Genomic DNA, 25,315 nt, shown 5'->3' on the forward strand with positions numbered 1-25,315 from the left:
CCTGCGAAGCCCCCGGGACAGGTGTCCCGGGGGCTTCGCATGTCCGTCCCCCAGGCCGCGCCGCGAGCGGCTCCAGGAGAATGAGGAGAGGTGTCCGGATGTTCCTGACCATCACCACGACCGGTACGCCGGAGAACCCCGCCACCGATCTCGGGTTCCTGTTGCACAAGCACCCCGACAAGGCGCAGCCCTTCTCCACCTCCTACGGCACGGCGTTCGTGTTCTACCCGGAGGCCACCGAGGAGCGCTGCACGGCGGCGCTGCTGCTGGAGGTCGACCCGGTGGCGCTGGTGCGCCGCGGGCGGGGCAAGGGGCGCGGCGGAGCGCCGGACTCGGCGCTCGCGCAGTACGTCAACGACCGCCCGTACGCGGCCTCGTCGCTGGTGGCGGTCGCGCTGAGCGCCGTGTTCTCGACGGCGATGAAGGGGCAGTGCAACGCCCGCCCCGAGCTGCCCTCGCGGCCGCTGCCGCTACGGGTGGAGATCCCGTCCCTGCCGGCCCGCGGCGGCCCGGAGCTGGTGACCAAGCTGTTCGAGCCGCTGGGCTGGACGGTGGACGTGCGGCCGGTGCCGCTGGACACCGCGTTCCCCGAGTGGGGCGACTCCCGGTACGTGGCGCTCACCCTGGAGTCCGAGGCCCTGACCGTGGCGCAGGCGCTTCGCCACCTGTACGTGCTGCTGCCGGTGCTGGACGACGCCAAGCACTACTACGTCTCCGCCGACGAGGTCGACAAGCTGCTGCGGGCGGGTGAGAGCTGGCTGGCCGGGCACCCCGAGCACAAGCTGATCGCCAACCGGTACCTGTCGCGGCGCTGGTCGCTGGCGCAGAAGGCGATGGACCGGCTGGATAACGAGCGCGAGGAGCTGGCCCGGCTGGCGGCGGCCGACGACACCGCGGTCGAGGAGATCGACAACGCGGTCGACCCGGACACCGACACCGAGGAGCGCCCGGTGCCGCTGGCGGTGCGGCGGCGGGAGGCGATCCTGGAGGCGCTGCGCGACCGGCGCGCCGCCCGGGTGCTCGATCTCGGGTGCGGTCAGGGGCAGTTGGTGCAGGCGCTGCTGCAGGACACCCGCTACCGCGAGGTCGTCGGGGTGGACGTGTCGATGCGCGCGCTGACCATCGCCTCGCGCCGGCTGCGGCTGGAGCGGATGGGTGAGCGGCAGGCGTCGCGGGTGCGGCTGCTCCAGGGCTCGCTGGTGTACACCGACAACCGGCTCAAGGGGTACGACGCGGCGGTGCTCAGCGAGGTGATCGAGCACCTGGACCTGCCGCGGCTGCCGGCACTGGAGTACTCGGTGTTCGGCTCGGCACGGCCGCGCACCGTGGTCGTCACCACGCCGAACGTCGAGTACAACGTGCGCTGGGAGTCGCTGCCCGCCGGTCACTCCCGGCACGGCGACCACCGGTTCGAGTGGACGCGGGAGGAGTTCCGCGCCTGGGCGGACTCGGTGGCGGCGCGCTACGGCTACGACGTCGAGTACCGGCCCGTCGGACCGGACGACCCCGAGGTGGGGCCGCCGACCCAGCTGGCCCTGTTCACCCTGTGCGCGGACACCGGCGGCGAGAGGCACGCGGGCTCCGCCACCGCCCCTGCGCCCGCCCGTACCGACGCCCGTACCGACGAGAGCAACGACGAGAACCGTAAGGAGGCCGCGGCGTGAGCGACGCACCTGTCATCGAGGAGGCCCGGCCCGCCGGGCGCGTGCTGCCCGTCACCGACCTGTCCCTGGTGGTGCTGGTCGGCGCCTCCGGCTCCGGCAAGTCCACTTTCGCCCGGCGGCTGTTCAGGCCGACCGAGGTGATCTCCTCGGACTTCTGCCGCGGGCTGGTGTCCGACGACGAGAACGACCAGAGCGCCACCCGGGACGCGTTCGACGTGCTCCACTACATCGCCGGCAAGCGCCTCGCGGCCGGCCGGCGGACCGTGGTGGACGCCACCAACGTGCAGCCGGAGGCGCGGCGGCAGCTGATCCAGCTGGCGCGGGAGCACGACGTGCTGCCCATCGCGATCGTGCTGGACGTGCCGGAGGCGGTGTGCGCGGAGCGCAACGCCGCCCGGGCGGACCGGGCGGACATGCCGCGCCGGGTCGTCCAGCGGCACATCCGTGAACTCAAGCGTTCGCTGCGCCACCTGGAGCGCGAGGGCTTCCGCAAGGTGCACGTGCTGCGCGGGGTGGCTGAGGTGGAGGGCGCCACCGTCGTCACCGAGAAGCGGTTCAACGACCTGACGCACCTGACCGGTCCGTTCGACATCGTCGGCGACATCCACGGCTGCTCCTCCGAACTGGAGGCGCTGCTCGGCAAGTTGGGATACGTCGACGGGGTGCACCCGGAGGGCCGCACCGCCGTGTTCGTCGGCGACCTGGTGGACCGCGGACCCGACTCGCCGGGCGTGCTGCGGCGGGTGATGTCGATGGTGGAGTCCGGCAGCGCGCTGTGCGTGCCGGGCAACCACGAGAACAAGTTCGGCCGCCACCTGCGGGGCCGCCAGGTCCAGCACACCCACGGCCTGGCCGAGACGATCGCCCAGATGGACGGCGAGAGCGAGGAGTTCAAGGAGCGGGTCCGGAAGTTCATCGACGGCCTGGTCAGCCACTACGTGCTGGACGAGGGCCGGCTGGTGGTCTGCCACGCGGGTCTGCCGGAGAAGTACCACGGCCGCACCTCGGGCCGGGTGCGTTCGCACGCCCTGTACGGCGACACCACCGGGGAGACCGACGAGTTCGGGCTGCCGGTGCGCTACCCGTGGGCGGAGGACTACCGCGGCCGGGCCGCGGTGGTCTACGGCCACACCCCGGTGCCGACAGCCACGTGGCTCAACAACACGATCTGCCTGGACACCGGTGTCGTCTTCGGCGGCAAGCTGACCGCGCTGCGCTACCCGGAGCGCGAACTGGTCGAGGTGCCGGCCGAGCGGGTCTGGTACGAGCCGGTGAAGCCGCTGGTCGGCGAGGCTCCGGGCGGTCACCAGGGCCGACCGCTGGACCTGAACGACGTGCACGGCAAGCGGATCGTGGAGACCCGGCACGCCGGGCGGATCTCGGTGCGCGAGGAGAACGCGGCGGCGGCGCTGGAGGTGGTCAGCCGGTTCGCGGTGGACCCGCGGCTGCTGCCCTACCTGCCGCCGACCATGGCGCCGACGGCCACCTCCACGGTGGAGGGCTACCTGGAGCACCCCGCGGAGGCGTTCGCGCAGTACGCGGCGGCCGGGGTGGAGCGGGTCGTGTGCGAGGAGAAGCACATGGGCTCGCGGGCGGTGGCCCTGGTCTGCCGGGACGCGGCCGTGGCGCGGGAGCGGTTCGGCGTGGACGGTCCGACGGGGTCGCTGTACACCCGCACCGGGCGGCCGTTCTTCGACGACGAGCACGTCACCGAGGAGGTCCTCGGCCGGCTGCGGTCGGCGATCGACGGCGTGGGCCTGTGGGAGGAACTGGACACCGACTGGCTGCTGCTGGACGGTGAGCTGCTGCCCTGGTCGCTGAAGGCGGGCGGGCTGCTGCGCCACCAGTACGCGGCGGTCGGCGCGGCCTCCGGGGCGGTCTTCCCGGGCGCGCTGTCCGCGCTGGAGGCCGCCGGGTCGCGGGGCGTGGACGTGGCCGGACTGCTCGCCCGGCAGCGCGAACGGGCCGTCGACGCGGGGAAGTTCACGGAGGCGTACCGGCGTTACTGCTGGAGCACCGAGGGCCTGGACGGGGTGCGGTTCGCTCCGTTCCAGCTGCTCGCCGGGCAGGGCCGGAACCTGGCGGGCGTGCCCCACGACGCGCAGTTGGCGTGGCTGGACCGGCTGGTGGAGGCCGACGGCAGCGGGCTGCTGCGGAGCACCGGCCGGCTGCTGGTCGACACCGGCGACCCGGCCTCGGTGGCCGCGGGCGTCGAGTGGTGGCTGGAGCTGACCGGGCAGGGCGGCGAGGGCATGGTCGTCAAGCCGCTCGGCGCGGTGGTGCGGGACGCGGAGGGCCGCCTGGTGCAGCCCGGCGTCAAGTGCCGGGGTCGGGAGTACCTGCGGATCATCTACGGCCCGGAGTACACCCGGCCGGACCACCTGGAGCGGCTGCGGCAGCGGCACCTCGGCCACAAGCGGTCGCTGGCACTGCGGGAGTACGCGCTGGGCCTGGAGGCGCTGGACCGCCTGGCCGAGGGCGAACCGCTGTGGCGCGTCCACGAGGCGGTGTTCGCGGTCCTGTCCCTGGAGTCCGAGCCGGTGGACCCGCGGCTGTAGTCCCGCGTGCGGACGTCGGCGCGACGTGGCCGGGCCGGGAAGGGGCGCCCCCTTCCCGGCCCGGCCGTCTCGTACGCGGCGGTGCGAGTACCCTCGGGCCGCCGGTCGTTCAGGGAGGTGGGCATGACGCCGAGGCCGTCGGTCGACGAGGCCATGGGCCTGCTGGAGGCGGAGGTCCGGGCGGAACGGCGGGCGAGCGCGCGCCTGGACCTGGAGGCCGCCTGGGAGGCCTTCCTGCGTTTCGGCCGGCAGCTGTTCGACGTCTCCGACGCCCCGGACGGCGACGGGCTGCTGTTCCAGTACGGGACGTACGACTTCGAGGGTCCCCCGGCGTTCACGGTGGACCTTGTGCGTCAGTTCGAGATCCTCGACGCCGAGGGCGACCACGCCGGATACGTCCAGCTGCACTGCGAGGTCCGCTTCGGCCCGGAGCCCGCGCTGGAGGCGCTGGGAAGCCTCACCTCGTGGTTCTTCCACGACGGCGGCCAGGATCTCGACGCGTGGGCGCGGGAAGTGACCGAGCGGCCGGCCTGGGCCGTGGTGTGTGCCCGCACGCCGACCGCGGTCCGGGTGTACCAGGAGTGCGTGTAGCCGTTCGGCTGCCGCGCCCCGTCACCCGAGGGCCCGCACCTCACGATGTCGCCATGTCGACACCAGGCGGCCCGGGGACGGCCGAGGGTTCAGTCCGTCGGCGTGACGAACCGGGACGCACCCTCGCGCAGGCGGTCGCGGAGGGCGTGGAACAGGGCGGTGGCGCGGGGGCCGGGCCAGTCGGGCGGGAGGAGGCGGGGCGGGAGGCCCGGGTCGGCGTAGGGGAGTTCACGCCAGGCGTCGAGGGCGAGGAGGTAGTCCCGGTAGGCCTCCTCCGCCGGGGTGTCCTCCCGCTGTTCCCAGGCCCGCAGCATGCCGGTGTGGCGGGCCAGGAAGTCCTGGTAGCGGACGGCGATGGCGTCCAGGTCCCACCAGCGGGCCACCGCCTGCTCGGTGGGCGTGTAGCCGAGGTGGTCACCGCGGAAGAGGTCCACGTAGCTCTCGAGGCCCAGGCGGCTGAGGGAGTGCCGGGTCTCCTCGTGGACGCGGGCGGGGGCTATCCACACACCGGGGGCGGCGGCGCCGAAGCCCAGGCGGGCCAGTCGGGTGCGCAGCACGTGGCGCTGCTGCCGCTCGGTCTCGGGGACGGAGAAGACGGCCAGCAGCCAGTCCTCCTCGTCGGACGGGGCGGCGTGCACCCTGCGCCCGGTGTCCTCCAGCAGCTGCCGCGCGCCGGGCGACAGTTCGTACCCGGCGGCGCCCGTGGCGGTGCGGGCGGGGACGAGCATGCCGCGCCGCTTGAGCCGGGAGACCGCGGACCGCACCGAGGGGGCGTCGACGCCGACCGCCGCGAGGAGCCGGATCAGCTCCGCGACGGGCAGCGGTCCGGGCAGGTGGCGGCCGTACGCGCCGTAGAGCGTGACGATGAGGGAACGGGGAGCGCGTTGGTCGGACACGTTGATCATTTTAAAGGGCCGAAAATGACGGAGTGTCACGGGGGGCGGCCCTGACCTGGGTCGCCGTCCCCGTCCCGGCCCAGGCGGCCGTTCCTCGCCGCGCCGCTCAGGCCCAGCCGAGGCGCGCGGCCTGGAGGCCCAGCTGGAGCCGGGTCTGGGCGCCGGTGAGCTTCATCAGCTGGCCCACCCGACGCTGCACGGTGCGCAGGGACAGGCCGAGACGGACGGCGACCGCCTGGTCGGTGAGCCCGGCCACCAGCAGGCTCATGATGCGGGCGTCCGTCTCGTCCAGGGCGCTCTGCGAGGACTGCACGGCCGTCCCGGCCCGGGGAACGGTGAGGCGCGAGCTGCGGTGCCAGACCAGTTCGAACAGGCCCATCAGGGCGTCCAGCAGACCGCTGGGCCGCACCAGGAGGGCGCCGTCCGCGGCGTGACCCCGGCCGCCCATCGGCACCATGGCGAGTTCCCGGTCGGCGATCATCAGCTTGACCGGGACCGAGTCGGTGACCCGCACCTCCTCACCGGCGTCCACGGCGCGTTCCAGTTCCTCGACGATGCCGTCGTCCTCCTCCAGCATGCGGCGCTCGAGGACCACCCGGTAGGCGACGCCGCGGGCGGCCGCGGCGGCCTCGGTGGCGGTGTTCTCGGTGGTGGAGACGAAGCGCGCGGGAGCCTGCACCAGGCAGAGGATCTCGCTGCGCGCGCCGGTCTGGAGCTGTTCCAGCCGCTGCCGGGTGGCCTCCGTGCCGCGGACCACGTCCAGGACGTCGGAGGAGGACCGCTCGGCCATGGTGGCCCGGTACAGCTCCTCCAGGGAGCCGAGCTCGAGCTCGGCCAGCCGGAGCGCGTTCTGCTGGCGCACCAGCATCGAGCCGAGGGCGAGCCGGGGCGGGGAGGCGCTCAGCCGGCCGGGCGCCTGCCCGTTGCGGGCGGCCAGGCCCAGCGCCTCCAGGCTGCCCATCAGCCGCGCGGCCTCGCCCTCCGGCACGCGCAGCACGCCGGCGAGCTCCGCGGCCGAGCAGGAGGGGCGGCGCAGCAGTTCGCGGTAGGCGTCCGACTCGTTCTCCGTCAGTCCCAGCACATCCTGGATCATCGTGGCCCCCCACTGGATCGCGTCCCGCCCGGGCACGGCGGGTTCATGCCATGTCGTAATGCCGCAACCTCGCACGGATCTTGTCTGGCGTAAAGCACCGTCCATGGCTCGAAGCACTCTCCCCCGCACGCGGGTACCCGCAAGCCGGGGGAAGGGACCGTCCGGCAGGGATGAAAGGGCCTGGTCGGGGTCAGGATCAGTGGCATGGGATTTCACGTCGACTCAGAGGCCGGCCGCCTGCGCCGGGTCGTTCTGCACCGCCCCGGCCTGGAGCTGAAGAGGCTCACCCCCAGCAACAAGGACGACCTGCTGTTCGACGACGTCCTCTGGGTGCGCCGCGCCCAGGCCGAGCACGACGCCTTCGCCTCCGTGCTGCGCGAGCGCGGCGTGGCCGTGCACCTCTTCGGCGACCTGCTGGCCGAGACCCTGTCCGTCCCCGAGGCCCGCACCCTGGTCCTCGACCAGGTCTTCGACGACCGGGAGTTCGGCCCGCTGGCCACCGACCACCTGAGATCGGTCTTCGAGGCGCTGTCGTCCGAGCGGCTGGCCGAGGCGCTGGTCGGCGGCATGACCAAGCGGGAGTACCTGGACGAGCATCCGGAGCCGGTCTCCATCCGGTTCCACGTGATGGAACTGGACGACTTCCTGCTGAACCCGCTGCCCAACCACCTCTTCACCCGCGACACCTCCGCCTGGATCTACGACGGCGTCTCGATCAACGCGATGCGCTGGCAGGCGCGCCGCCGGGAGACCGTGCACTTCGAGGCGCTCTACCGGCACCACCCGCTGTTCCGCCGTGAGGACTTCCACATCTGGTCGCAGGGCCACGCGGACTACCCCTCGACCATCGAGGGCGGCGACGTGCTGGTGATCGGCAACGGGGCGGTGCTGATCGGGATGAGCGAGCGGACCACCCCGCAGGCCGTGGAGATGATCGCGCGCAAGCTCTTCACGACCGGTTCGGCCCGCACCGTGGTGGCGCTGGACATGCCCAAGCGGCGGGCGACGATGCACCTGGACACGGTGATGACCATGGTGGACCGGGACACCTTCACCCAGTACGCGGGCCTGGGCATGCTGCGCTCCTACACGATCACTCCGGGCGGCGCGGGCCGGCTCGAGGTCGCCGACCATCCGCCGGAGCACATGCACCGCGCGATCGCCGCGGCGCTGGACCTGCCCGAGATCCGGGTGCTCACCGCCACCCAGGACGTCCACGCCGCCGAGCGGGAGCAGTGGGACGACGGGTGCAACGTGCTGGCGGTGGAGCCGGGCGTGGTGGTCGCCTACGAGCGGAACACCACGACCAACACGCACCTGCGCAAGCAGGGCGTGGAGGTGATCGAGATCCGGGGCAACGAGCTGGGCCGCGGGCGGGGCGGCCCGCGCTGCATGAGCTGTCCGGTGGAACGCGATCCGGTGTAGGGTCTCGCTTTCCTCGACGCCGTGAATAATCATTCTTGGTGTCGTATAGAATTCCAGAGTCCCCGCAGCAGTCCAGGAGCTCGTGATGCCTTCCCTCCCCTCCGCCCTCGCCGGTCGCAGCTTCCTCAAGGAGCTGGACTTCACCCGTGAGGAGTTCCGCGGCCTGGTCGAGCTGGCCGCCGAGCTGAAGGCGGCCAAGAAGGCCGGGAACGAGACCCCCTACCTGCGCGGCCGCAACATCGCGCTGATCTTCGAGAAGACCTCGACGCGCACCCGCTGCGCGTTCGAGGTCGCCGCCGCCGACCAGGGCGCCTCCACCACCTTCCTGGACCCGTCCGCCTCGCAGATCGGGCACAAGGAGTCGGTGAAGGACACCGCCCGGGTGCTGGGCCGGATGTACGACGGCATCGAGTACCGCGGCGACAGCCAGGCCAAGGTGGAGGAGCTCGCCGCGCACGCCGGCGTGCCGGTCTTCAACGGCCTCACCGACGACTGGCACCCCACCCAGATGCTCGCCGACGTGCTCACCATGACCGAGCACTGCGCGAAGCCGCTGGAGGAGATCGCCTTCGCCTACCTGGGCGACGCCCGCTTCAACATGGGCAACTCCTACCTGGTCACCGGTGCCCTGCTCGGCATGGACGTGCGGATCGTCGCGCCGCGCTCCTACTGGCCCGACGAGGAGATCGTCGCCCGCGCCCACAAGCTGGCCGAGATCAGCGGCGCCCGCGTCACGCTGACCGAGGAGGTCGCCGAGGGCGTCTCCGGCGCGGACTTCGTGGCCACCGACGTCTGGGTCTCCATGGGCGAGCCCAAGGACGTGTGGGGCGAGCGGATCGCGGCCCTGTCGCCGTACGCCGTGACCATGGACGTGCTGCGCGCCACCGGCAACCCGGACGTCCGGTTCCTGCACTGCCTGCCCGCCTTCCACGACCTCGGCACCGAGGTCGGCCGGCAGATCCACGCCGAGTACGGCCTGGACTCGCTGGAGGTCACCGACGAGGTCTTCGAGTCGGAGCACTCCGTGGTCTTCGACGAGGCCGAGAACCGCCTGCACACCATCAAGGCCGTGATGGTCGCCGCACTCGGCCGGTGACACGCCCCCGGCCGGTCACGACGCTCGGCCGGTGACACGGCGCCCGGGACGACGTCATCTCGTCCCCCGCATGCTCGGCATGCCCCACACCACCTGACTGACCTGCTGATACGCCCCGTGGCCGTCGTGCCGCGGGGCGTGTCGCCGGGCGGCGTGGAACCATCCCTTCCGTGCCGTCCGACCAGCGACCCACCCCGTCGCGTACCGCACCACCGAGAAACGAGCACCACCCGTATGCCCGCTCCACGCGTCAAGTCGTCGCGCCTCCTGATCGCCGAGTCCGGCCATGACCTCGAGGGTCACGGTCTGAAGCGGACGATGAGCCTCTTCCACCTCATCTGCTTCGGCATAGGCGCCGTGGTCGGCACCGGCATCTTCGTCGGGCTGTCCGACTCGATCGCCGAGGCCGGTCCCGCGGTCGTCGTCTCCTACGTCCTCGCCGCGATCACCTGCGTCTTCACCGCCTTCTCCTTCGCCGAGCTCGGCGGCGCCATCCCGGTGGCCGGCTCCTCGTACTCCTTCGCCTACGCCGGTCTCGGCGAGACCTGGGCCTTCCTGGTCGGCTGGTGCCTGCTCCTGGAGTACGGCATCTCCATCTCCGCGGTCGCGGTCGGCTGGAGCGAGTACGTCAACGAGCTGTTCGACAGTCTGCTGGGCCTCCAGCTCCCCGCCGCCCTCTCGCACGGCCCCACCGAGGGCGGTCTGGTCAACCTGCCCGCCGTGGTGCTGATCGGCCTGGCCACGATGCTGCTGGTGCGGGGCGTCCGGGAGAGCGCCCGGGCCACGGCGGTGATGGCGGTCGTCAAGCTCGTCATCCTGGTCGTGTTCTGCGTGGTCGGCTTCACCGCCTTCCAGGACGGGCACCTCAGCCCCTTCGCCCCCGAGGGCGTGGCGGGCATCGGCGCGGCCACCTCGGCGGCCTTCTTCTCCTACATCGGCTTCGACGCCATCACCACGGCCGGCGAGGAGTCGCGCAACCCGCGCCGTGACGTGCCGATCGCGATCCTGGTCTGCATCGGCCTGGTGACCGTCCTGTACTGCGCGGTCGCCCTGGCGGCGATCGGCGCCATCGGCTCCGAGGAGGCGGGCAGCCGTCCGGCGGCGCTGTCCCACGTGGTCGACACCGTCACCGGCTCGGACATCGGCGGCGCGGTCATCGCCTTCGGCGCGGTCGTCGCGATCGCCTCGGTCACGCTGGCGGTGACCTACGGGCAGAGCCGCATCCTGATGTCGATGTCGCGCGACGGCCTGATGCCGCGGGTCTTCGAGAAGGTCTCCCCCAGGACCTCGACGCCGGTCACCGGCACGGTGATCATCGGCGTGGTCTTCAGCCTGGTCGCCGCGTTCGTGCCGCTGGGCGGCCTGATCGACCTGTCCACCATCGGCACGCTGGCCGCGATGGCCGCCGTGAACATCGCGGTGATCACGCTGCGCCGCCGCGAGCCGGAGCTGGAGCGGCCGTTCCGGGTGCCGCTGGGTCCGGTCCTGCCGGTGCTGGGCGTGCTGTTCTGCCTGTACCTGATGTTCGAGACGGGCTGGGAGACGTGGGTGCAGTTCGCCGTCTTCCTGGCTGCGGGGCTCGCGCTGTACCTCGGGTACGGGCGCAAGCACTCCGTCCTGGGCTCCCGCCCCACCGAGGAGCCCCCGGTCCTCGCCGGGCGCTGACCCCTCGACCGCCGTCCCCCACGAAGGGCCGCCGCTCCCAGCCGGAGCGGCGGCCCTTCGCTGTCGCGGGGGCTTCGCCGGGGCGGGTCCTGTGCCGTCGCCGGGGTCCCGCCGGGGCTGGGGCTCCGCCGGGCCCGGCTTAAGAAGTCATCTCATTTGGCGGCTACGTGTGGGGAACCCGCGACAAGTTGAGCCATCTCGTGCAGGTGGTGCCAGTACTCAGGGGCGTCAGCTTCGCCGAGTACAGGTATGACCCGGTCTAGGCGGGCGAGGCAGCGCAGCAGAATGCTTCGACCCCGCGCTTCGAGCTCGCCGCCGTTCTTGATCCATATGAAAACGCAGCCTGCGGTGTCCGAGTCCAGCATCACCAGGTCGAAGCCCGCCCGGTCCGCTCCAGCCAGTCTGGGAGGAAACGGCCATTCCATGAACTCTTGGTACAGGCGCGATACGGCCTCAAGCGCAGTCTCTTCACTCACGCGGGCCATCATGACGCAGCTTTCACACCCCATGGAGTCGTCTTGAGCCTTCGGTAGCAGATGAGGGTGCAGGCGATGCTGGTGAAGGCGAGGAAGTGGTCGGCTTTGCGTTCGTAGCGTCGGTGGAGGCGTCGGCAGCCGGCAGGCCAGGCCATGGTGCGTTCGACGGTCCAGCGATGACAGCCCAGCCGCTGCGAGGACTCGACACCCTTGCGGGCGATGCGGTGGGTGATACCACGCTGGCGTAACCATCGCCGCAGGTGAGAGTAGTCGCAACCCTTGTCGCCGTGAAGCTTGCCCGGCTTGCGCCGCCGGGTCCCGCGGCGGGACCGGATCGGCGGTATGCCCTTCACCAGCGGGATCAGGGCCTGGCTGTCGTGCAGGTTCGCCGCCGAGATCCCGACAGAGATGGGTAAACCGGTCCGCTCCGTGATCAAGTGAATCTTCGAGCCGTACTTACCCCGGTCCACAGGATTCGGGCCTGTCAGGTCCCCCTTTTCAAGGCCCGCATGTTCACCGAGTCGATCGCGCAGCGGGACCAGTCCAGTTCGCCTCGGGCCCCGAGTTCGTCGAGGACCAGGCGGTAGAGCTTGGCCCACACCCTGGCCTTCGTCCACTCGGCGAAACGCCGGTGGGCCGTCGCTCCTGACGGTCCGAACGACGCGGACGGCACCTGCTGCCACGTGCAGCCCGACGTGGCCACGAACACGATCGCCGCCAGCACCTCCCGGTCGCCATGCCGACGCCGGCCACCCCCCTGAGGCCGCGAAGGAGCCTCCGGCACCACCCGCTGGAACAGCTCCCACAACTCGTCCGGCACCAGCCGCTCAACAATCCCCACCACGGCCCGCAGCCTACTGACCAGCCAAATGAGATGACCTCTTAAGCGCCACCTCTATGCCGACTGAAGCGCACGGGGACTCGATCAGCTCGCGCATCATCGTGCGGGTGCCCTCGGGGTTGCGCTCCATCGAGGCCTGGAGGGTGTTCGCGTCCGGCTTTTTGGCCCAGGTGAGGGGCGAAGTAGGCGAACTTCATGACATCGACATTCGGTCACTTCATCACCACTCAGTGTGCGGGACATGTCGCCATCTTCGGTACTGAAGGCCCTCCTTCCTTAGAGCTCCCTTGGGAAGCAGAGGCGTCTTGAATTCGTCCGTGAGTTCGATCAATTCGCGGGCACAGACCGGCGGCATGTGCAGAACTCGTGACAGCTTCTGGGGGCGTCCGGTGGCCGCTGGGGCCGGCCGGAGTCACTTCTGTGGGGGATGGTTCATGCATTCGCGTGCCGTCGGCACGCCGTTTCGGCGTGCCCGGAAGAACATGAGACGTGGCGTGGTCGCCGCGCTGACCGTGCTCACGGTGGGGGTGGCGGGGCTGCCGGCCGTCGCCGCTCCGCCTGTGACCGACGCGGCAGCGAAGTCGGCGTGGGGGAAGAAGGCAGACCGGCTGGAGATGCCGCCGGTGAGGGTCGGCTCCAACAAGCCCGTAGACTCGCAGGCCGAGGCCAAGCCCTCCAAGGGCAAGGCAGCCTGGGAGGCGGCGCAGAAGGAACGGGCCCGCGCCGGCACGAAGGCCGACGTCTCGAGGACGGCTTCGCCCTCCACCGACATCACGCCTTTCAGCTACGTGCCGGAAGGTCAGGGCGCGGTTCCCTGGCACCAGATCTCCGACTTCAGAATCACCGACTCCCTGGTCGCGCGCATCGACCTGTCCACCGGGAACCTGATGCTCGCCGCGACCGACTTCGAGATCGCGGGCGTCGGGCAGAAGTTGCGCCTGGCGCGCACGTACAACTCCTTCGACGCTCCGTGGGGCAAGGTCTCCGACCCGTGGTGGCAGGAGTACGAGCGCTACCTCGACCTCTTCTACTCGTCCGAGGCGATCTTCTACGACGCCACCGGCGCCACCGTCCGGTTCAGCAAGAACTCCGACGGGACCTTCACCACGCCGAAGGGCTACTCGAAGGACCTGAAGAAGAACAGCGACGGCACCTACACGCTGACCGACCGCAAGTCCGGGTCGAAGGACACCTACGACGCGAACGGCACGCTGACCAAGGTCACCGACCGCAATAAGGGCGCCATCACCGTCGACCAGCACGACGAGGGTGAGGAGCACAAGGGCTTCAAGGTCACGGAGACCCGCTCGGGCCGGTGGGTGGACCTGGTCAAGACCTACCCGAGCCAGTGGCAGGCCAAGGACAACACCGGCCGCACCGCCGTCTTCGACCTCGACAGCTCCGGCAACCTGGTGCGCACGGCGGACACCGAGGCCAAGACGACCCAGTTCCAGTACGACTCCTCCCGCCGGCTCACGAAGATCATCACGCCGGAGGGGCGGGTCACGGTTTTCACCTACGACGACCAGAACCGCGTGACCTCGATGCTGCGGGCCACCGCCCTGGACGCCTCCGGGCACACCGGCCCGACCTACACCTACAGCTACTCGGCGGCGCAGCGTTCGGACGCGGGCACCACGACGGTCACCGACCCCGAGAAGCACTCCACCCGCTACGAGCACGACGGCGACGGCCGGGTCACCAAGGTGACCGACGCCCTCGGTCATGAACGCTCGAAGAAGTACGACGCGAACAACAACGTCACCGAGGCGACCGACGCGATGGGCACCGGGGGTGTCGGCAGCAACGTCACCACCTACGGCTGGGACTCACGCAACAACCCCACCTCCGCAGAGCTCCCCACCGGTGCGACAGCGTCCGCCGGCTACCAGACGGTGGCGGGCGCGGACCTGCCCGGCACGACGACCACGCCGGACGGTGAGAAGACCGACTACACCTACGACACCGCCGGCAACACCAAGTCCGTCGCGGTGACCGGCACCGGCGGTGGCACGCAGACGTTCGACTACAATCCGGCCACGCCCACCTGCGGCGGCTTCGAGGGCCAGCGCTGCAAGGCCACGACGAAGATGAGCTCCACGAAGTCGGTGTCCACCGCCTTCACTTACGACGCCAAGGGCAACCTGAGCAAGGTCACCCCGCCCGCACCGCTCGGCGTCACCACCTACACCTACGACGACCTCGGCCGCCCCTTCATGGTGCGCGACGGCCGGGGGGTGACGGTCACGTACGAGTACGACGAGCGCGACCGTGTGGTCAAGGTCGACTCCTCCAACTACCTCACCGTCACCTATGACTACGACAGCGACGGCAACCTCGTGCAGCGCTCCGACAAGACTGGTGTGATCGGTTACGCCTTCGACCCGCTGAACCGGGAGACCGTGCGCACCCTGCAGGACGGGTCCCAGACCCGCCTCACCTACACGCCAGCCGGCAACGTCGACACCTACGAGGACCCCGCCGGCCTGACCGACTACACCTGGGACGCCGTCAACAACCTCACCCAGCTGAAGACGCCGGCCGGCAAGGTCACCACCTACGAGTACAACAACAACGACGTCCGCAAGAAGACCACCTACCCCGGCGGCACCGTCCAGGAGGTCACGCTCGACGAGTCCTCCCGACCGGAGCGCATCAAGGCGACCTCACCGAAGGGCACGTTGGTCGACCTCACCTACTCCTACGCCTACTCCGGTGCCAACGCGGGTGGCGACGGCAGCAAGATCCGCACCAGTACCAACGCCGTCACCGGCATGAAGACCAGCTACAGCTACGACGGCGCCGGCCGCTTCTACTACGCGAAGGAGGAGAAGGGCACCACCCTCAACTCCTCCTGGCAGTACTGCTACGACCTGGCTGGCAACCTGACCTCCCAAGGTGTCGACCCCGGTTGCCCCCGCGGCACCACCTACAGTGTCAACGACGCGCAGCAGATCACCGCGAAGAACGGTGACAGCACCAACTGGTCCTACGACAAGCTTGGGAACGAAACCGCCGGCGCCTCCACACCCGAGGCGACCCGCACCGCCGAGAAGTGGTCCGACTACTCCCAGCTCACCTCGCTCACCGTGGGCGGCACGACCTACGCCGGGCAGTACGGTTCGACCGACCAGAGCGAGCGCATCCGTCTCGGTGACACCTTCTTCCACAACGGCCCCCTGGGCCTGTCGGCGAAGACCACCGGCGGCGTGGACATGGGCTTCAACCGGGAGCCCGGGGGCACCCTCAACTCCATGACGACCGGGGGCAAGAGCTACTACTACCTCACCGACGCACTCGGATCCGTCGTCGCGCTCACCGACGACACCGGCGCCAAGGTGAACAGCTACAGCTACAGCCCCCGCGGCGTCACCCGCGCCGCCACCACCGAACAGGTCCCCCAGCCCTACCGCTTCGCCGGCGGCTACCAGGACCCCACCGGCCTCTACCACTACGCGGCCCGCTACTACGACCCTAACATCGGCCGCTTCAACAGCCCCGACCCCTCCGGCCAGGAGAAGAACCCCTACCTCTACGCCGAAGGTGACCCCGTTAACCGCATCGACCCCACCGGGTTGCTCGGCATGGGTCTTTTCACCGGCGCGTTGAGTGCGGTCGGCCTCTCCAACGATGGCGCTTCCGTGGGCGCCATGTGGAACGCGGCTCTCGATGGGCAATGGGGCAAGGCCGCTGGGATCGGCTTTGGGCTGGCTGTAGGGACAGCCGTTGAGGCTGCCTGCATCGGAGTGGCAGCAGTGGGCGCTGGCCCGACCGCCGCGGCCATCGCCGCAGTTCCGTGCATGGCCATCGGCGAAGCTGCCAGCTCATTCGCCGAGGACCGGGCCGTTTCCGCCTGGTCCTGACGTTCCCTGGGGCAGGCGGGCACTTACCCGCCTGCCCCAGCCAACGAGAGGAGGAACGCATGTTCACACTCGCCGCCGAGGGAAAGGGGTGGTGGATCCCAGAAGGATGGGCCATCCCTATTATGATCATAGGTGCGGTTTTGGTGGCTCTGATCATTTGGATCGTTCGAAGGAATGGTTGGTGAAGGGGGCCGCGCGCCGAGCCTCGCCGGATGGTAGAGCAATGAAAGGCGCGGCTGTAGCCGTCGTCGCCGCTGGGGCCGGACTGGCTCTCGTCTTAGGAATGATGGGGGTTGATCGAGTGGCGATCCTCGCTTTGACGGCACCGGTGATCGCCATCGGGATTTTCCTGCTTCGGCGTTCACGCTCCTGATCGCATCCCGAACTCCACCGGTGGCACCGCTTAGCACATCAGCCGCCGCCTGCGGTAACGGTCCGGCGCCCAGAGACGCACGCCGGACCGTTCCTGCCGCCAAGCGGTGGCGCAAGCTTTCGGGTGATCGGCGACCGAGGAGCGTAGCGACGGCATCGCTCAGCGAGTTGTGCCGTGCATGCGCACGTCGATTGCGGAACTCGGCACCGTCATTGCTGCGGCTGTGGTGCTCGTGGCCGGCACGGCTGCGGAGGCCGGAGCCGAGGTCCGGCACGGGTCGTGCGGCCGAGGTGCTCGCCAGCCCAGGGACCGGGTGTGCCTCATGGCCGAAGACCCGCGAGGGCCGATCGTGTTCCTGCACATCGAATCCCGCAAAGGCCACGACTGGGCATGGACCGACGGGATGGTCGCGGACGGCGGCCACCTCTGGATGGAGACCCGCCACCAGGGGGAGACCACGCGGAAGTTCATCCGGCGGGCGCCGTCCGACGGGACGTCCGCGATGACCCGGCTGTCGACGCCGGCGGTGTACGACGGCCCCGGCTATCAGGCCCGCGCCTGCGCAGACGGCCCTCACCGGCGCAAAACTTGCACTCCCTGGCACTGCGCCACCCCCTGCTGGTTAGTCGCACCTCAGGGTGACTGCCCAGCGTGTGCAGTGCGGCAGCGGGCCGGCGGCCGCGCACAGTAAGGCTTGGCCGGCTACCACGGCGCTTGGACACCGGAGGAATGGAGACAGCGGTGACGACGATCTCGGAACTCGCCGACCCAGCGTTGGGCGCCCAGGCCGGATCCGTGCCCGGTGCCGCGGCGGGCGATCAACGGCTTCACGCCGAGGTCCCAGACCAGGCGACGGTACTTGTCGTGGTCGTAGCCGCGGTCGCCCAGCACCACGTCCGGGCGGCGCCGGGGCCGGCCGCGCTTGCCCCGCACCGACGGCACGGCCTGGAGAAGAGGGATCAGCTGGGTGACGTCGTTGCGATTGCCGCCGGTCAAGGTGACGGCGAGCGGAATGCCGGCTGCCCATTCCTCGCTCCACGGCGTTGAAGAACCCAGCTCGCCAACCAGCTCCGCCAGTGCGGCATCCAAGTCCCGCACCAAGTCGGTGGGCGACAGGCGGCCAAGGAAGGCCAGGCCGAGCAGGTAGGCGGCGAGCCCGTCCGCGTCAGGACCGCCGATGTCGACGACGGTGGCGTCGGGGCCGTCGGGGCGGTGGGCGCCGACCGTGGGCGGGACCAGCCGCAGCGCGCGGTCCATGGGCAGCGGGAGACGGACGGTCACCGTGCAGGGGTAGGCGCCGGCCGCGATCGACCGGGAGACGAGCAGCGCGGGGTCCGGCGGGTCGGCGAGTTCCACCGCCCGTCCGCTGATCGGCCGTATCCGCACCACCCGGTCGGCCCGGAAGGTCCGCCACTCGTCCCGCGCCACGTCGCGGGCGACGAAGTACCAGCGGCGCCCGGTGTGCACGAGGCGGTACGGGTCGACCTCCCGCAGGGTGGTCCTGCCGTTCCTGTCCCGGTACGCCAGGTCGGCCCGCTCGGCGCCGCGGCAGGCGTTGGCCAGTTCACGCAGTGTGCCGGGGGTGATCTGCGGCTCGTCGGGCCGAGGCGTGTGGACGAAGGCCGCGTCCATCTCGCCGAGCCGCTCCGCGACCCGCGGTGGGAGGACCTGCCGCAGCTTCAGCAGCGCCGACAGCGCTGCCTGGTCCCCGCCGAGGACGCCGCTGTACGCCGCCTCCCGCAGCCCGACGGCCACCGCCAGCGCCTCCTCGTCGTCGAGCACCAGGGGCGGTACCCGGTTGCCGGGCCGCAGGCGGTACCCGCCCCAGGGACCGGGGTCGGACTCGATCCCGTAGCCGAGCTCCCGGAGCCTGGCGACGTCCCGGCGCACGGTGCGTCCGGTGACCGCCATCCGTTCGGCCAGTTCGCCACAGGTCCAGGACGGTCTGGCGGACAGCAGGGACACCAGACGCAGCAGGCGGGCCGAAGTGCTGATCACATCGCGAAGTCTCCCGCACCAGGCCGCGCGGCAGAACGCATCCAGGACTGAACCTGTCCTGGTCCCGTCGTACCGTCCCAGCCATGAACACGAGCACCCCAGAGACTTCCGTACCCGCCGTCCGCTTCGCCGCCGTCACCTTCGACTGCCCCGACCCCGCCGAACTGGCCCACTTCTACGGGCAGGCCCTCGGGCTTCCCGTCGGCTACGAGAGCGAGGACTTCGTCCTGCTGGGCGAGGAGGGGGCGCCCGGACTCGGCTTCAACCGCCTGGCCGACTACCGGCGTCCCACCTGGCCGGACCCCGTCCAGGAGAAGCAGGCGCACCTCGAACTCGGCGTCGACGACCTCGACGCCGCCCAGGCCCGCCTCCTCGCCCTGGGCGCCGTCGAGCCCGGCTCGCAGCCGCAGCCGGACCGCTGGCGGGTCCTCCTCGACCCGGCCGGCCATCCGTTCTGCATCACCACGTTCGCCTGACCCGTACCTGAGGGGTCAGGGGGGTCCCGGGGGCCGACGGGGAGGTGCGGGGGCGGAGGACCTGTCCCAGGGACTCCTCGCGCCAGCGGCGGAGCAACTCGTGGAAGGCCACCGCCCCGTGCGGGTAGGCGGACGGGCCGTTCGGGCGGCCCTTCCCCTCACGGTTGTAGTAGCCGGGGGTGCACTCCGCGTGGAACCACTCGTGGTCCGGCCCTTCCTTCGCCAGCAGGGCGAGCCAGTCGTCCTCGGCCTCCCGGGGCGGCTCGATCAGGGCGCCCTCCGCCTCGGCCGCCGCCACCAGCGCGGCGGCGTGCACGGCCTGCTCGTCGAGGACATGGGTGAAGTTGACGCCGGCGGCGTTCTGCAGCGAGCCCATCTGGAGCAGGTTGGGGAAGCCGTGACTGGTGAAGCCGTGCAGCGTGCGCGGCCCCTGGGCCGCCCAGAGGTGCAGCAGCTGGGCGCCGCCGCGGCCCTGGACGGCGAGCCTGCCGGAGAGGATCCCGGAGACGCCGACGGAGAAGCCCGTGGCGAAGACCAGGCAGTCCAGGGCGTACTCCTGGCCGCCGACCACCACGCCGCTCGCGGTGACCCGCTCGATGCCGTGGGTGTCCGCGGTGTCCACCAGGGTGACGTTGTCGCGGTTGAACGCCGGGTAGTACAGGTCGGAGAAGGTGGGGCGCTTGCAGGCGTACCGGTACCAGGGCTTGAGCTTCTCCGCGGTGTCCGGGTCGGCGACGGCCTGCTCGACGCGGGCGCGTATCTCGTTCATCTTGGCCGCGTCGGCCACCTCGTAGGCGGCTTCGAACGCCCCCCGGTCGCCCTGGCGGCGGAAGCTCGGCAGCAGCTTCTCCAGGAGGGCAGCCGACTGCGTCCAGCGGTCCGCGACGAGGTCCTGCTCGACGGGCTCGCCGGAGACCACCCGCAGGAAGTTCTCCCGCCGCTCGCGCGCCCACCCGTCCCGGCCGGCGCCGACGTCCTCGGCGGCGGTGCGGCGGTTGCCGCGCACGTCCACCGTCGAGGGGGTGCGCTGGAAGACGTACACGTGGCCGGCGTCCTCGGCCAGCATGGGGACGACCTGCACGCCGGTGGCGCCGGTGCCGACCACGCCGACCCGCTTGCCCGCCAAACCTGTCATGCCGCCGTCGGGGCCGCCGCCGGTGTAGGCGTAGTCCCAGCGCGAGGTGTGGAAGGTGTGGCCCGCGAAGGTCTCGACGCCCGGCAGGGCGGGCAGCTTCGGCTCGGAGAGCGTGCCGGTGGCGGTGACCACGTACGTCGCCCGGAACGCGTCGCCCCGGTCGGTGGCCACGATCCACACCTCGGCGTCCTCGTCCCAGGTGAGGGAGGTGACCTCGGTGGAGAACAGGGCCTCGTCGTGGAGGCCGAAGCGTTCCGCGATGCGTACGGCGTGCCGCCGGATCTCCTCGCCCGGAGCGTACTTCCACTCCGGCACGTACCCGGTCTCGTCGAGCATCGGCAGGTACACGTGGGACTCGATGTCGCAGTGGACGCCCGGGTAGCGGTTCCAGTACCAGGTGCCGCCGAAGTCGCCGCCCTTGTCGACGATCCTCACGCGCTCCACGCCCTGCCCGCGCAGGCGGGCCCCGGCGAGGATGCCGCCGAAGCCGCCGCCCACGACGGCGACGTCCACCGTGTCGCGCACCGGCTCCCGCTCGGCCGGGCCGCCCGCCCAGGGGTCGGCCGCCCAGTGGCCGGACGCCGCGTCGGCGCCCCGGTACTGGCTCGCACCGTCGGGCCTGATCCGCCGCTCGCGCTCCTGCCGGTAACGCTCCCTCAGCCGGGCGAGCTCCTGCGGGGACGGGTCCTGACGAGTCGTCATACGGGCACCCTCGATTCTGTGAAGTCCGTTACGAATGAGCCGACTTGAGATGCGCGGGGAAGCGCTTCCCCGAACCCGGAGGTCGGACGTCCGCTACCGTACCCCCTACCGGACAACGCTGTCCGGTTCCCCCAGTGAGGGCACGGCGACCGCACCGGACCGGCACGGTCCGGACCCGGGCCGGGACCGTGCCGGACAGGAAGGCCCTCATGCAACGCTTCCCGATCCGGTGCCTCGCCGGGTTCGCCGCCGCCGGCCTGCTCGCCGCCCTCGCCGGGTGCGGCACGACCCCCGCCTCGTCGTACGTCTCCCCCGGCGACCGGACGGCGGCCGCCGCCTCGGGTCGCACGCTGCCCGCCAAGAAGCTCATGCGGCTCACCGAGGTGCACGAACGGACCGGGATGACGCTGCTGGAGGGACCCACCTTCGACGAGGCCGGCCGGCTGGTCGTCGTGGACGTCACCGCGCCCGAGGGCGAGCCGAAGGTGATACGCGTCGACGTCCGGAGGAAGACCTCCGAGGGGCTCCACACCGACGGCACCGGCGCCTACACCTCGGCACAGTTCGGCCCGCACGACGGGCGGCTCTACCTCACCGACTTCGCCACCGGCCGGATCGTGAGCCTCGCCCCCGACGGCGGCGACCCGCGGACCTTCTTCTCCGGCGAGGTCGACGGGGCGCCGATGAACCCGGACGACCTGGCCTTCGACCCGGAGGGCAACCTGTACGTCAGCGACTCCCGCGGTTACCGGCAGGGCAAGGCGCAGGGCCGCGTGGTGCGGATCGACCACGCGACGAAGGAGGCCACCGTCCTGGCCGACGGGATGGCGGCGACCAACGGCATCTCCTTCGACGAGAAGTACCGCGGCCTGTGGGTCAGCGAGCTGACGGAGAACCGGATCTCGTACTTCCTCCTGGACGGCAAGGGAGGGGTGGCCTCCCGGCACACCGCCGTCCGGGTCGACGGCGGCGTCGCGCAGACCGACTCGATCGCCGTGGACGCGGACGGCAACCTGTACCAGGCCCTGCACGGTCGCCCCGCGATGGCGGTGTACGACCGCGACGGCGAGCGCCTGGCGACCGTCGAGATCCCCGCCGCCGACGCGCGGGGGCTGGAGTCGGCCACCAACGTGGCGATCGCGCCCGGCGGCAGGAAGGCCTACATGACGGTGAGCGGGCCCGCCGGGGGGTACGTCTACACCTTCGAGGCGCTCGCCGAGGGCATCCGGCAGTCCAACGGCGGCTGACACCTGTCGGCGGGGCCGGCCCGTTGGCGGGAGCCGGCCCGTCGGAGGGAGCCGGCCCTTGCCGCGCGGGGCGGGTCCCGGTCGGTGCGAGGGGGAACGCCGGAGCGCGGGGCGAAGTGGTGCGCGCTCCGGCAGGCTCAGCCCTCGAAGGGCCGCACCGGTCCCACCTCGAGGCCGAGCAGCCGCCAGGCCGCCAGCGCCCGGCGCTCCCGCTCCTCGCGGGTGAGGCCGGTGACGGCGCCGGAGACCATGGCCACGGCCAGCATGATCTCCTCCGCCGCCGCGGGCCGGGGGCCGGACGGCAGGCTCCGCCCCACGGCGCGCTCCACCCGGCCCGCCAGTGCGAGGGCGCAGGCGCGGCCCTCGGTGCGGCAGGTGGAGGCACCGTCGGCGCGCAGCAGGTCGATGAAGGCGGCGGACTCGCTCAGGTGCCAGGTCAGCACGCCGAGCACGCCGGCGAACGTGGCGTCCTCGGCGGCGGCCGCCCGCTCGATCTGCCGGACGTTCTCCTCCAGGACTGCGGAGGCCACCGCGGCCCGGTCGGGGAAGTGGCGGTACAGGCTGCCCTGGCCGACGCCGGCCCGGCGGGCGATCGCTGAGAGCGGGGCGTCCAGACCCTGGGCCGCGTAGACCTCGCGGGCGGCGGCGATCAGGGCGGCGCGGTTGCGGGCGGCGGCCAGCGGCCCCTGGTTGGCGGGTCTTCGCTCCTCCGGCATGGATGGTCGCGTCACCCCGGAAGGGTAACCGGGCGGGCCGCACCGCCTTGGGCCTCACCGTTTCCCGGGGCGGCAGGCTCCCCTCGGCCCGCGCCGCGTGCGGACCCGCCTCCCCCGGATCCGCCTCCTCCGCGCCCACCTCTCCCGGGTCCGGGTCCGCCTCCCCCTGCGCCGCTTCCCGTGAACGCGCCGTCCGGGGACAGGCGGCGGATCATCTGCAGGACGCGGTCGCGGGACTCGTCGGCGGCGTCGATCGCCTCCATGCACTGCCAGTACGTGTCGTCGTCGGCTGCCGCGGGGGCGAGGCCGATCATGGCTATGCCCGCCTCGGACAGCAGCTCGCCGAGCTGTTCCAGCACCTCGGAGGGGTCCCCGAGCGAGCTGAGCCGGGCCGCCCGCAGGTGTTCGGCGCCGAAGGGGGCCTGGCCGAGCACCCCGCAGCCCCGCCCCGCCAGCTCGGCCAGGCCTATCGCCTCACCGCGCAGCTCCGGTGGTCCGTTGACGGCCAGGCGGCTGCCGACCGCCTGGGCCAGCGCATGCGCCTGCCAGACCTCGGCCACCACGGCCTTGGGTTCCTCGCTGACCGCCAGCGCGCGTCTGCCCGCCTCGATGAGTCGCACCGCGTCCATCCACGCCGCCCCGTTTCGCTCCGCGTGCCCCCGCGCACGCCGTATCGATTCCACTACCCAGAGTGAAGGGTCGGGCACGGTTACGCCAGACCATGCCGGAAATCTGTGGAAAACTCTGCGGGAACGGCCCGCTCCACAACTCCGGAGAGTGAAGGCGCCGCCGCGACGGCGCCGGCGACCCCGGTCCCCGCCACCGGCCCGCGCCCGCCGCACGCGGCTTCACGCCCCCGGTACGGGGAACCTCTTCTCGTTCCGTCCGATCTTCGCATCCAGCGCCGACAACGGGTCCACGCCGAGCGCCGCGCACAGTTGCAGCAGGTAGGCGAGCACGTCCGCGACCTCGTCCTCCACCCGGTGCGCCTTCTCCGGGTCCTCCATCACCCGCGCCGACTGCTCGGGCGTCAGCCACTGGAAGATCTCCAGCAGTTCGGACGCCTCCACGCTGAGCGCGGCCGCCAGGTTCTTGGGGGTGTGGAACGGCTCCCAGCGGCGTGCGGCGGCGAACTCGGTCAGCCGCCGCTGCAGCGCGGCGAGTTCACGATCTCCAGTCATGGGGCCAGGTCTACCACCCGTGCCGACTCGCCGCCGTCCTCGCCTTCCACCCAGGACAGGTCGTTGACCGCGCCCACCAGCCGGATGTGTCCGCGCTCGCACATCCGGGCCGCCAGGGCCAGCAGTTCGCGGCGCTGCCGGGCGTCGAGCCCCTGCCCGAAGCCGTCGGCGAGAACGGTGAGCGTCTGGAATGCCTCCGGCACGTCGACGGTGTCCACCTCCAGCACGCCCGGCCCGGTGAGCAGCACCAACGCCAGTGCGATGTACCGCAGTTCGCCGTCGCCGAGGCGGGCGAGGTCGGTGCGGGCGCCGTCGCCGCGGTCGAGCAGGGCGCGTACCCGGCCGTCGGTGGTCCGCTCGGCGAACAGGTCGGCCACCGGGCCCGCGCAGCCGGCGCGGACCGCGGCGACCAGCAGCGCGTGCCGCCGCCCGCACTCGGACCGGGTGCGGAACAGGACGTCGGCGAGGTTGTCGCAGCCGCGCAGCAGCCGCCCGGTGCCCAGCGGCACGGCCGAACGCATCCGCGCGGGGCGCGGGTCGCAGACGAACACCGACCGCAGCGCGACCACCATCTGCTCGGCGGCCGTGAGCACCCGGCGCTGCCCCTCGGTCTTCCCGGCGACCCGCAGCGGCAGCAGGGCCGTGCCGAGCCGGTCGTCGGGGAGCGGGGCGCGGGTGACCGGAGCGGCGCCGGCGGTGTGCCAGGCCGCCTGCACGGCGCGGCGGCCCGGGTCGCGCAGGGCGGTCTCCAGCAGGACCAGCCCTTCGCTGCTCAACCGCTCGCCCACGATGCGCAGTTCGGGCTCGACCTGCACGGCGACGTCGAGCCGGACCGGTCCCTCGGGCCCGTCCGCGGTGCAGCCGATGCGGAAGCCGCGGCGTCCCTGCTCGTCGGGGCGGGCGCGGTCCGGGACGCAGGAGAGCGCGTCGGGGAACGCCTCCTTGAGTTCCGCCCCGGCGGCCAGCCGGGCCAGCGCCTCGTAGGCGCGCAGCACACCGGACTTGCCGCTGCCGCTCGGTCCGGCGACCAGGGTGAACGGGGCGTCCAGCGGGACGCGCAGCCGCCGGTGCGAGGCGAACGCGGACAGCCGCAGTTCGGTGACCCGGGCCCGGCCGGCGACGGCGCGCTGCGCGGGGACCCGCGCCGCCTCCGCGTCGTGCGGGACCGGGGAGGGGGACGGGACGTCTGACGGCCTGGACACGGTCATGCCCGGACCGTAGGCGGGAGCCGCGGCGGCGAACCGTTCCGCCCGGTCCGGCTTCCTACGATCGGGGGATGCGGTCAGCGCCGCCGGTGGCATCACCCCTGCTGGGAGCGG

General features: G+C 71.7%; 17 protein-coding genes and 3 pseudogenes. 9 read left to right on the plus strand and 11 right to left on the minus strand.

The window, feature by feature from the left end:
* The first annotated feature begins 98 nt into the window (after positions 1-98).
* From ACFRAV_RS10635 to ACFRAV_RS10645, 3 genes are all read left to right on the plus strand, one after another.
* Complete coding sequence (locus ACFRAV_RS10635) at positions 99-1,664, plus strand: 3' terminal RNA ribose 2'-O-methyltransferase Hen1 (protein ID WP_382553576.1); 1,566 nt, start codon at positions 99-101, stop codon at positions 1,662-1,664.
* On the plus strand, positions 1,661-4,222 hold the full coding sequence (locus ACFRAV_RS10640; RefSeq protein ID WP_382553578.1) for a polynucleotide kinase-phosphatase: 2,562 nt from the start codon (positions 1,661-1,663) through the stop codon (positions 4,220-4,222). Before ACFRAV_RS10635 ends, ACFRAV_RS10640 begins: the two co-directional genes overlap by 4 nt.
* Before the next feature lie 123 nt (positions 4,223-4,345).
* Complete coding sequence (locus tag ACFRAV_RS10645) at positions 4,346-4,813, plus strand: hypothetical protein (RefSeq protein WP_382553580.1); 468 nt, start codon at positions 4,346-4,348, stop codon at positions 4,811-4,813.
* A gap of 89 nt (positions 4,814-4,902) precedes the next feature.
* Here the strand turns inward: ACFRAV_RS10645 and ACFRAV_RS10650 are convergent, their stop codons facing one another.
* Together ACFRAV_RS10650 and ACFRAV_RS10655 are read right to left on the minus strand one after the other, a co-directional pair.
* On the minus strand, positions 4,903-5,718 hold the full coding sequence (locus ACFRAV_RS10650) for a PaaX family transcriptional regulator C-terminal domain-containing protein (protein WP_382553583.1): 816 nt from the start codon (positions 5,716-5,718) through the stop codon (positions 4,903-4,905).
* A 97-nt stretch (positions 5,719-5,815) separates the two neighbouring features.
* Positions 5,816-6,790, minus strand: a complete 975-nt coding sequence (locus ACFRAV_RS10655; RefSeq protein WP_382553586.1) for a helix-turn-helix domain-containing protein — start codon at positions 6,788-6,790, stop codon at positions 5,816-5,818.
* 216 nt (positions 6,791-7,006) lie between these two features.
* Between ACFRAV_RS10655 and ACFRAV_RS10660 the strand changes: the two genes are divergently transcribed.
* The 3 genes from ACFRAV_RS10660 (at position 7,007) to ACFRAV_RS10670 (ending at position 10,988) form a co-directional block, all read left to right on the plus strand.
* The gene (locus tag ACFRAV_RS10660) at positions 7,007-8,227 is read left to right on the plus strand and encodes an arginine deiminase (protein ID WP_382553589.1); all 1,221 of its coding nucleotides are present in this window, start codon (positions 7,007-7,009) and stop codon (positions 8,225-8,227) included.
* A gap of 85 nt (positions 8,228-8,312) precedes the next feature.
* On the plus strand, positions 8,313-9,323 hold the full coding sequence (gene argF, locus ACFRAV_RS10665; protein ID WP_382553590.1) for an ornithine carbamoyltransferase: 1,011 nt from the start codon (positions 8,313-8,315) through the stop codon (positions 9,321-9,323).
* A gap of 234 nt (positions 9,324-9,557) precedes the next feature.
* Positions 9,558-10,988: an amino acid permease gene (locus ACFRAV_RS10670; protein ID WP_382553593.1), complete on the plus strand. Its 1,431-nt coding sequence runs from the start codon at positions 9,558-9,560 to the stop codon at positions 10,986-10,988.
* Between the two features lie 152 nt (positions 10,989-11,140).
* Here ACFRAV_RS10670 and ACFRAV_RS10675 read toward each other — a convergent pair whose 3' ends face one another.
* Together ACFRAV_RS10675 and ACFRAV_RS10680 are read right to left on the minus strand one after the other, a co-directional pair.
* The gene (locus ACFRAV_RS10675) at positions 11,141-11,464 is read right to left on the minus strand and encodes a hypothetical protein (protein ID WP_382553596.1); all 324 of its coding nucleotides are present in this window, start codon (positions 11,462-11,464) and stop codon (positions 11,141-11,143) included.
* A gap of 8 nt (positions 11,465-11,472) precedes the next feature.
* A protein-coding gene (locus ACFRAV_RS10680; protein WP_382553673.1) for an IS5 family transposase occupies positions 11,473-12,299 on the minus strand; the annotation gives its coding sequence in 2 pieces (ribosomal slippage) (positions 11,473-11,960 and positions 11,960-12,299; 828 coding nt in all).
* A 488-nt stretch (positions 12,300-12,787) separates the two neighbouring features.
* Between ACFRAV_RS10680 and ACFRAV_RS10685 the strand changes: the two genes are divergently transcribed.
* Positions 12,788-16,168 (plus strand): RHS repeat-associated core domain-containing protein, encoded by a 3,381-nt coding sequence (locus ACFRAV_RS10685; protein ID WP_382553599.1) that lies wholly within the window; start codon positions 12,788-12,790, stop codon positions 16,166-16,168.
* Positions 16,169-17,300: 1,132 nt separating this feature from the next.
* Here ACFRAV_RS10685 and ACFRAV_RS10690 read toward each other — a convergent pair.
* Positions 17,301-17,564, minus strand: a pseudogene (locus tag ACFRAV_RS10690) (transposase); the annotation flags it as partial.
* Between the two features lie 42 nt (positions 17,565-17,606).
* Positions 17,607-18,539, minus strand: a pseudogene (locus ACFRAV_RS10695) (helix-turn-helix transcriptional regulator); the annotation flags it as partial.
* Positions 18,540-18,622: 83 nt separating this feature from the next.
* Here ACFRAV_RS10695 and ACFRAV_RS10700 point away from each other — a divergent pair.
* Positions 18,623-19,015, plus strand: a complete 393-nt coding sequence (locus tag ACFRAV_RS10700; protein ID WP_382553601.1) for a VOC family protein — start codon at positions 18,623-18,625, stop codon at positions 19,013-19,015.
* Here the strand turns inward: ACFRAV_RS10700 and ACFRAV_RS10705 are convergent.
* Complete coding sequence (locus tag ACFRAV_RS10705; RefSeq protein ID WP_382553603.1) at positions 18,999-20,852, minus strand: flavin-containing monooxygenase; 1,854 nt, start codon at positions 20,850-20,852, stop codon at positions 18,999-19,001. The two genes, ACFRAV_RS10700 and ACFRAV_RS10705, sit on opposite strands and share 17 nt — an antisense overlap.
* 209 nt (positions 20,853-21,061) lie before the next feature.
* On the opposite strand from ACFRAV_RS10705, the gene ACFRAV_RS10710 reads away from it, so the two are divergent.
* Positions 21,062-22,099 (plus strand): SMP-30/gluconolactonase/LRE family protein, encoded by a 1,038-nt coding sequence (locus ACFRAV_RS10710; RefSeq protein ID WP_382553605.1) that lies wholly within the window; start codon positions 21,062-21,064, stop codon positions 22,097-22,099.
* Between the two features lie 137 nt (positions 22,100-22,236).
* On the opposite strand, the gene ACFRAV_RS10715 is transcribed toward ACFRAV_RS10710, so the two are convergent.
* The 4 genes and pseudogenes from ACFRAV_RS10715 to ACFRAV_RS10730 form a co-directional block, all read right to left on the minus strand.
* On the minus strand, positions 22,237-22,830 hold the full coding sequence (locus tag ACFRAV_RS10715) for a helix-turn-helix domain-containing protein (protein WP_382553606.1): 594 nt from the start codon (positions 22,828-22,830) through the stop codon (positions 22,237-22,239).
* Positions 22,831-23,012: 182 nt separating this feature from the next.
* A pseudogene (locus ACFRAV_RS10720) lies at positions 23,013-23,444 on the minus strand (DUF6099 family protein); the annotation flags it as partial.
* Between the two features lie 219 nt (positions 23,445-23,663).
* Positions 23,664-23,996, minus strand: a complete 333-nt coding sequence (locus tag ACFRAV_RS10725; RefSeq protein ID WP_382553608.1) for a nucleotide pyrophosphohydrolase — start codon at positions 23,994-23,996, stop codon at positions 23,664-23,666.
* Positions 23,993-25,204 carry an AAA family ATPase gene (locus ACFRAV_RS10730; protein ID WP_382553610.1) on the minus strand — a complete coding sequence of 404 codons (1,212 nt, stop codon included), beginning with the start codon at positions 25,202-25,204 and terminating at the stop codon, positions 23,993-23,995. The genes ACFRAV_RS10725 and ACFRAV_RS10730 overlap by 4 nt, the downstream gene beginning before the upstream one ends.
* Positions 25,205-25,315: the final 111 nt, after the last annotated feature.

The organism is Streptomyces sp. NPDC056600 (assembly GCF_042792855.1).
Lineage (GTDB): Bacteria > Actinomycetota > Actinomycetes > Streptomycetales > Streptomycetaceae > Streptomyces.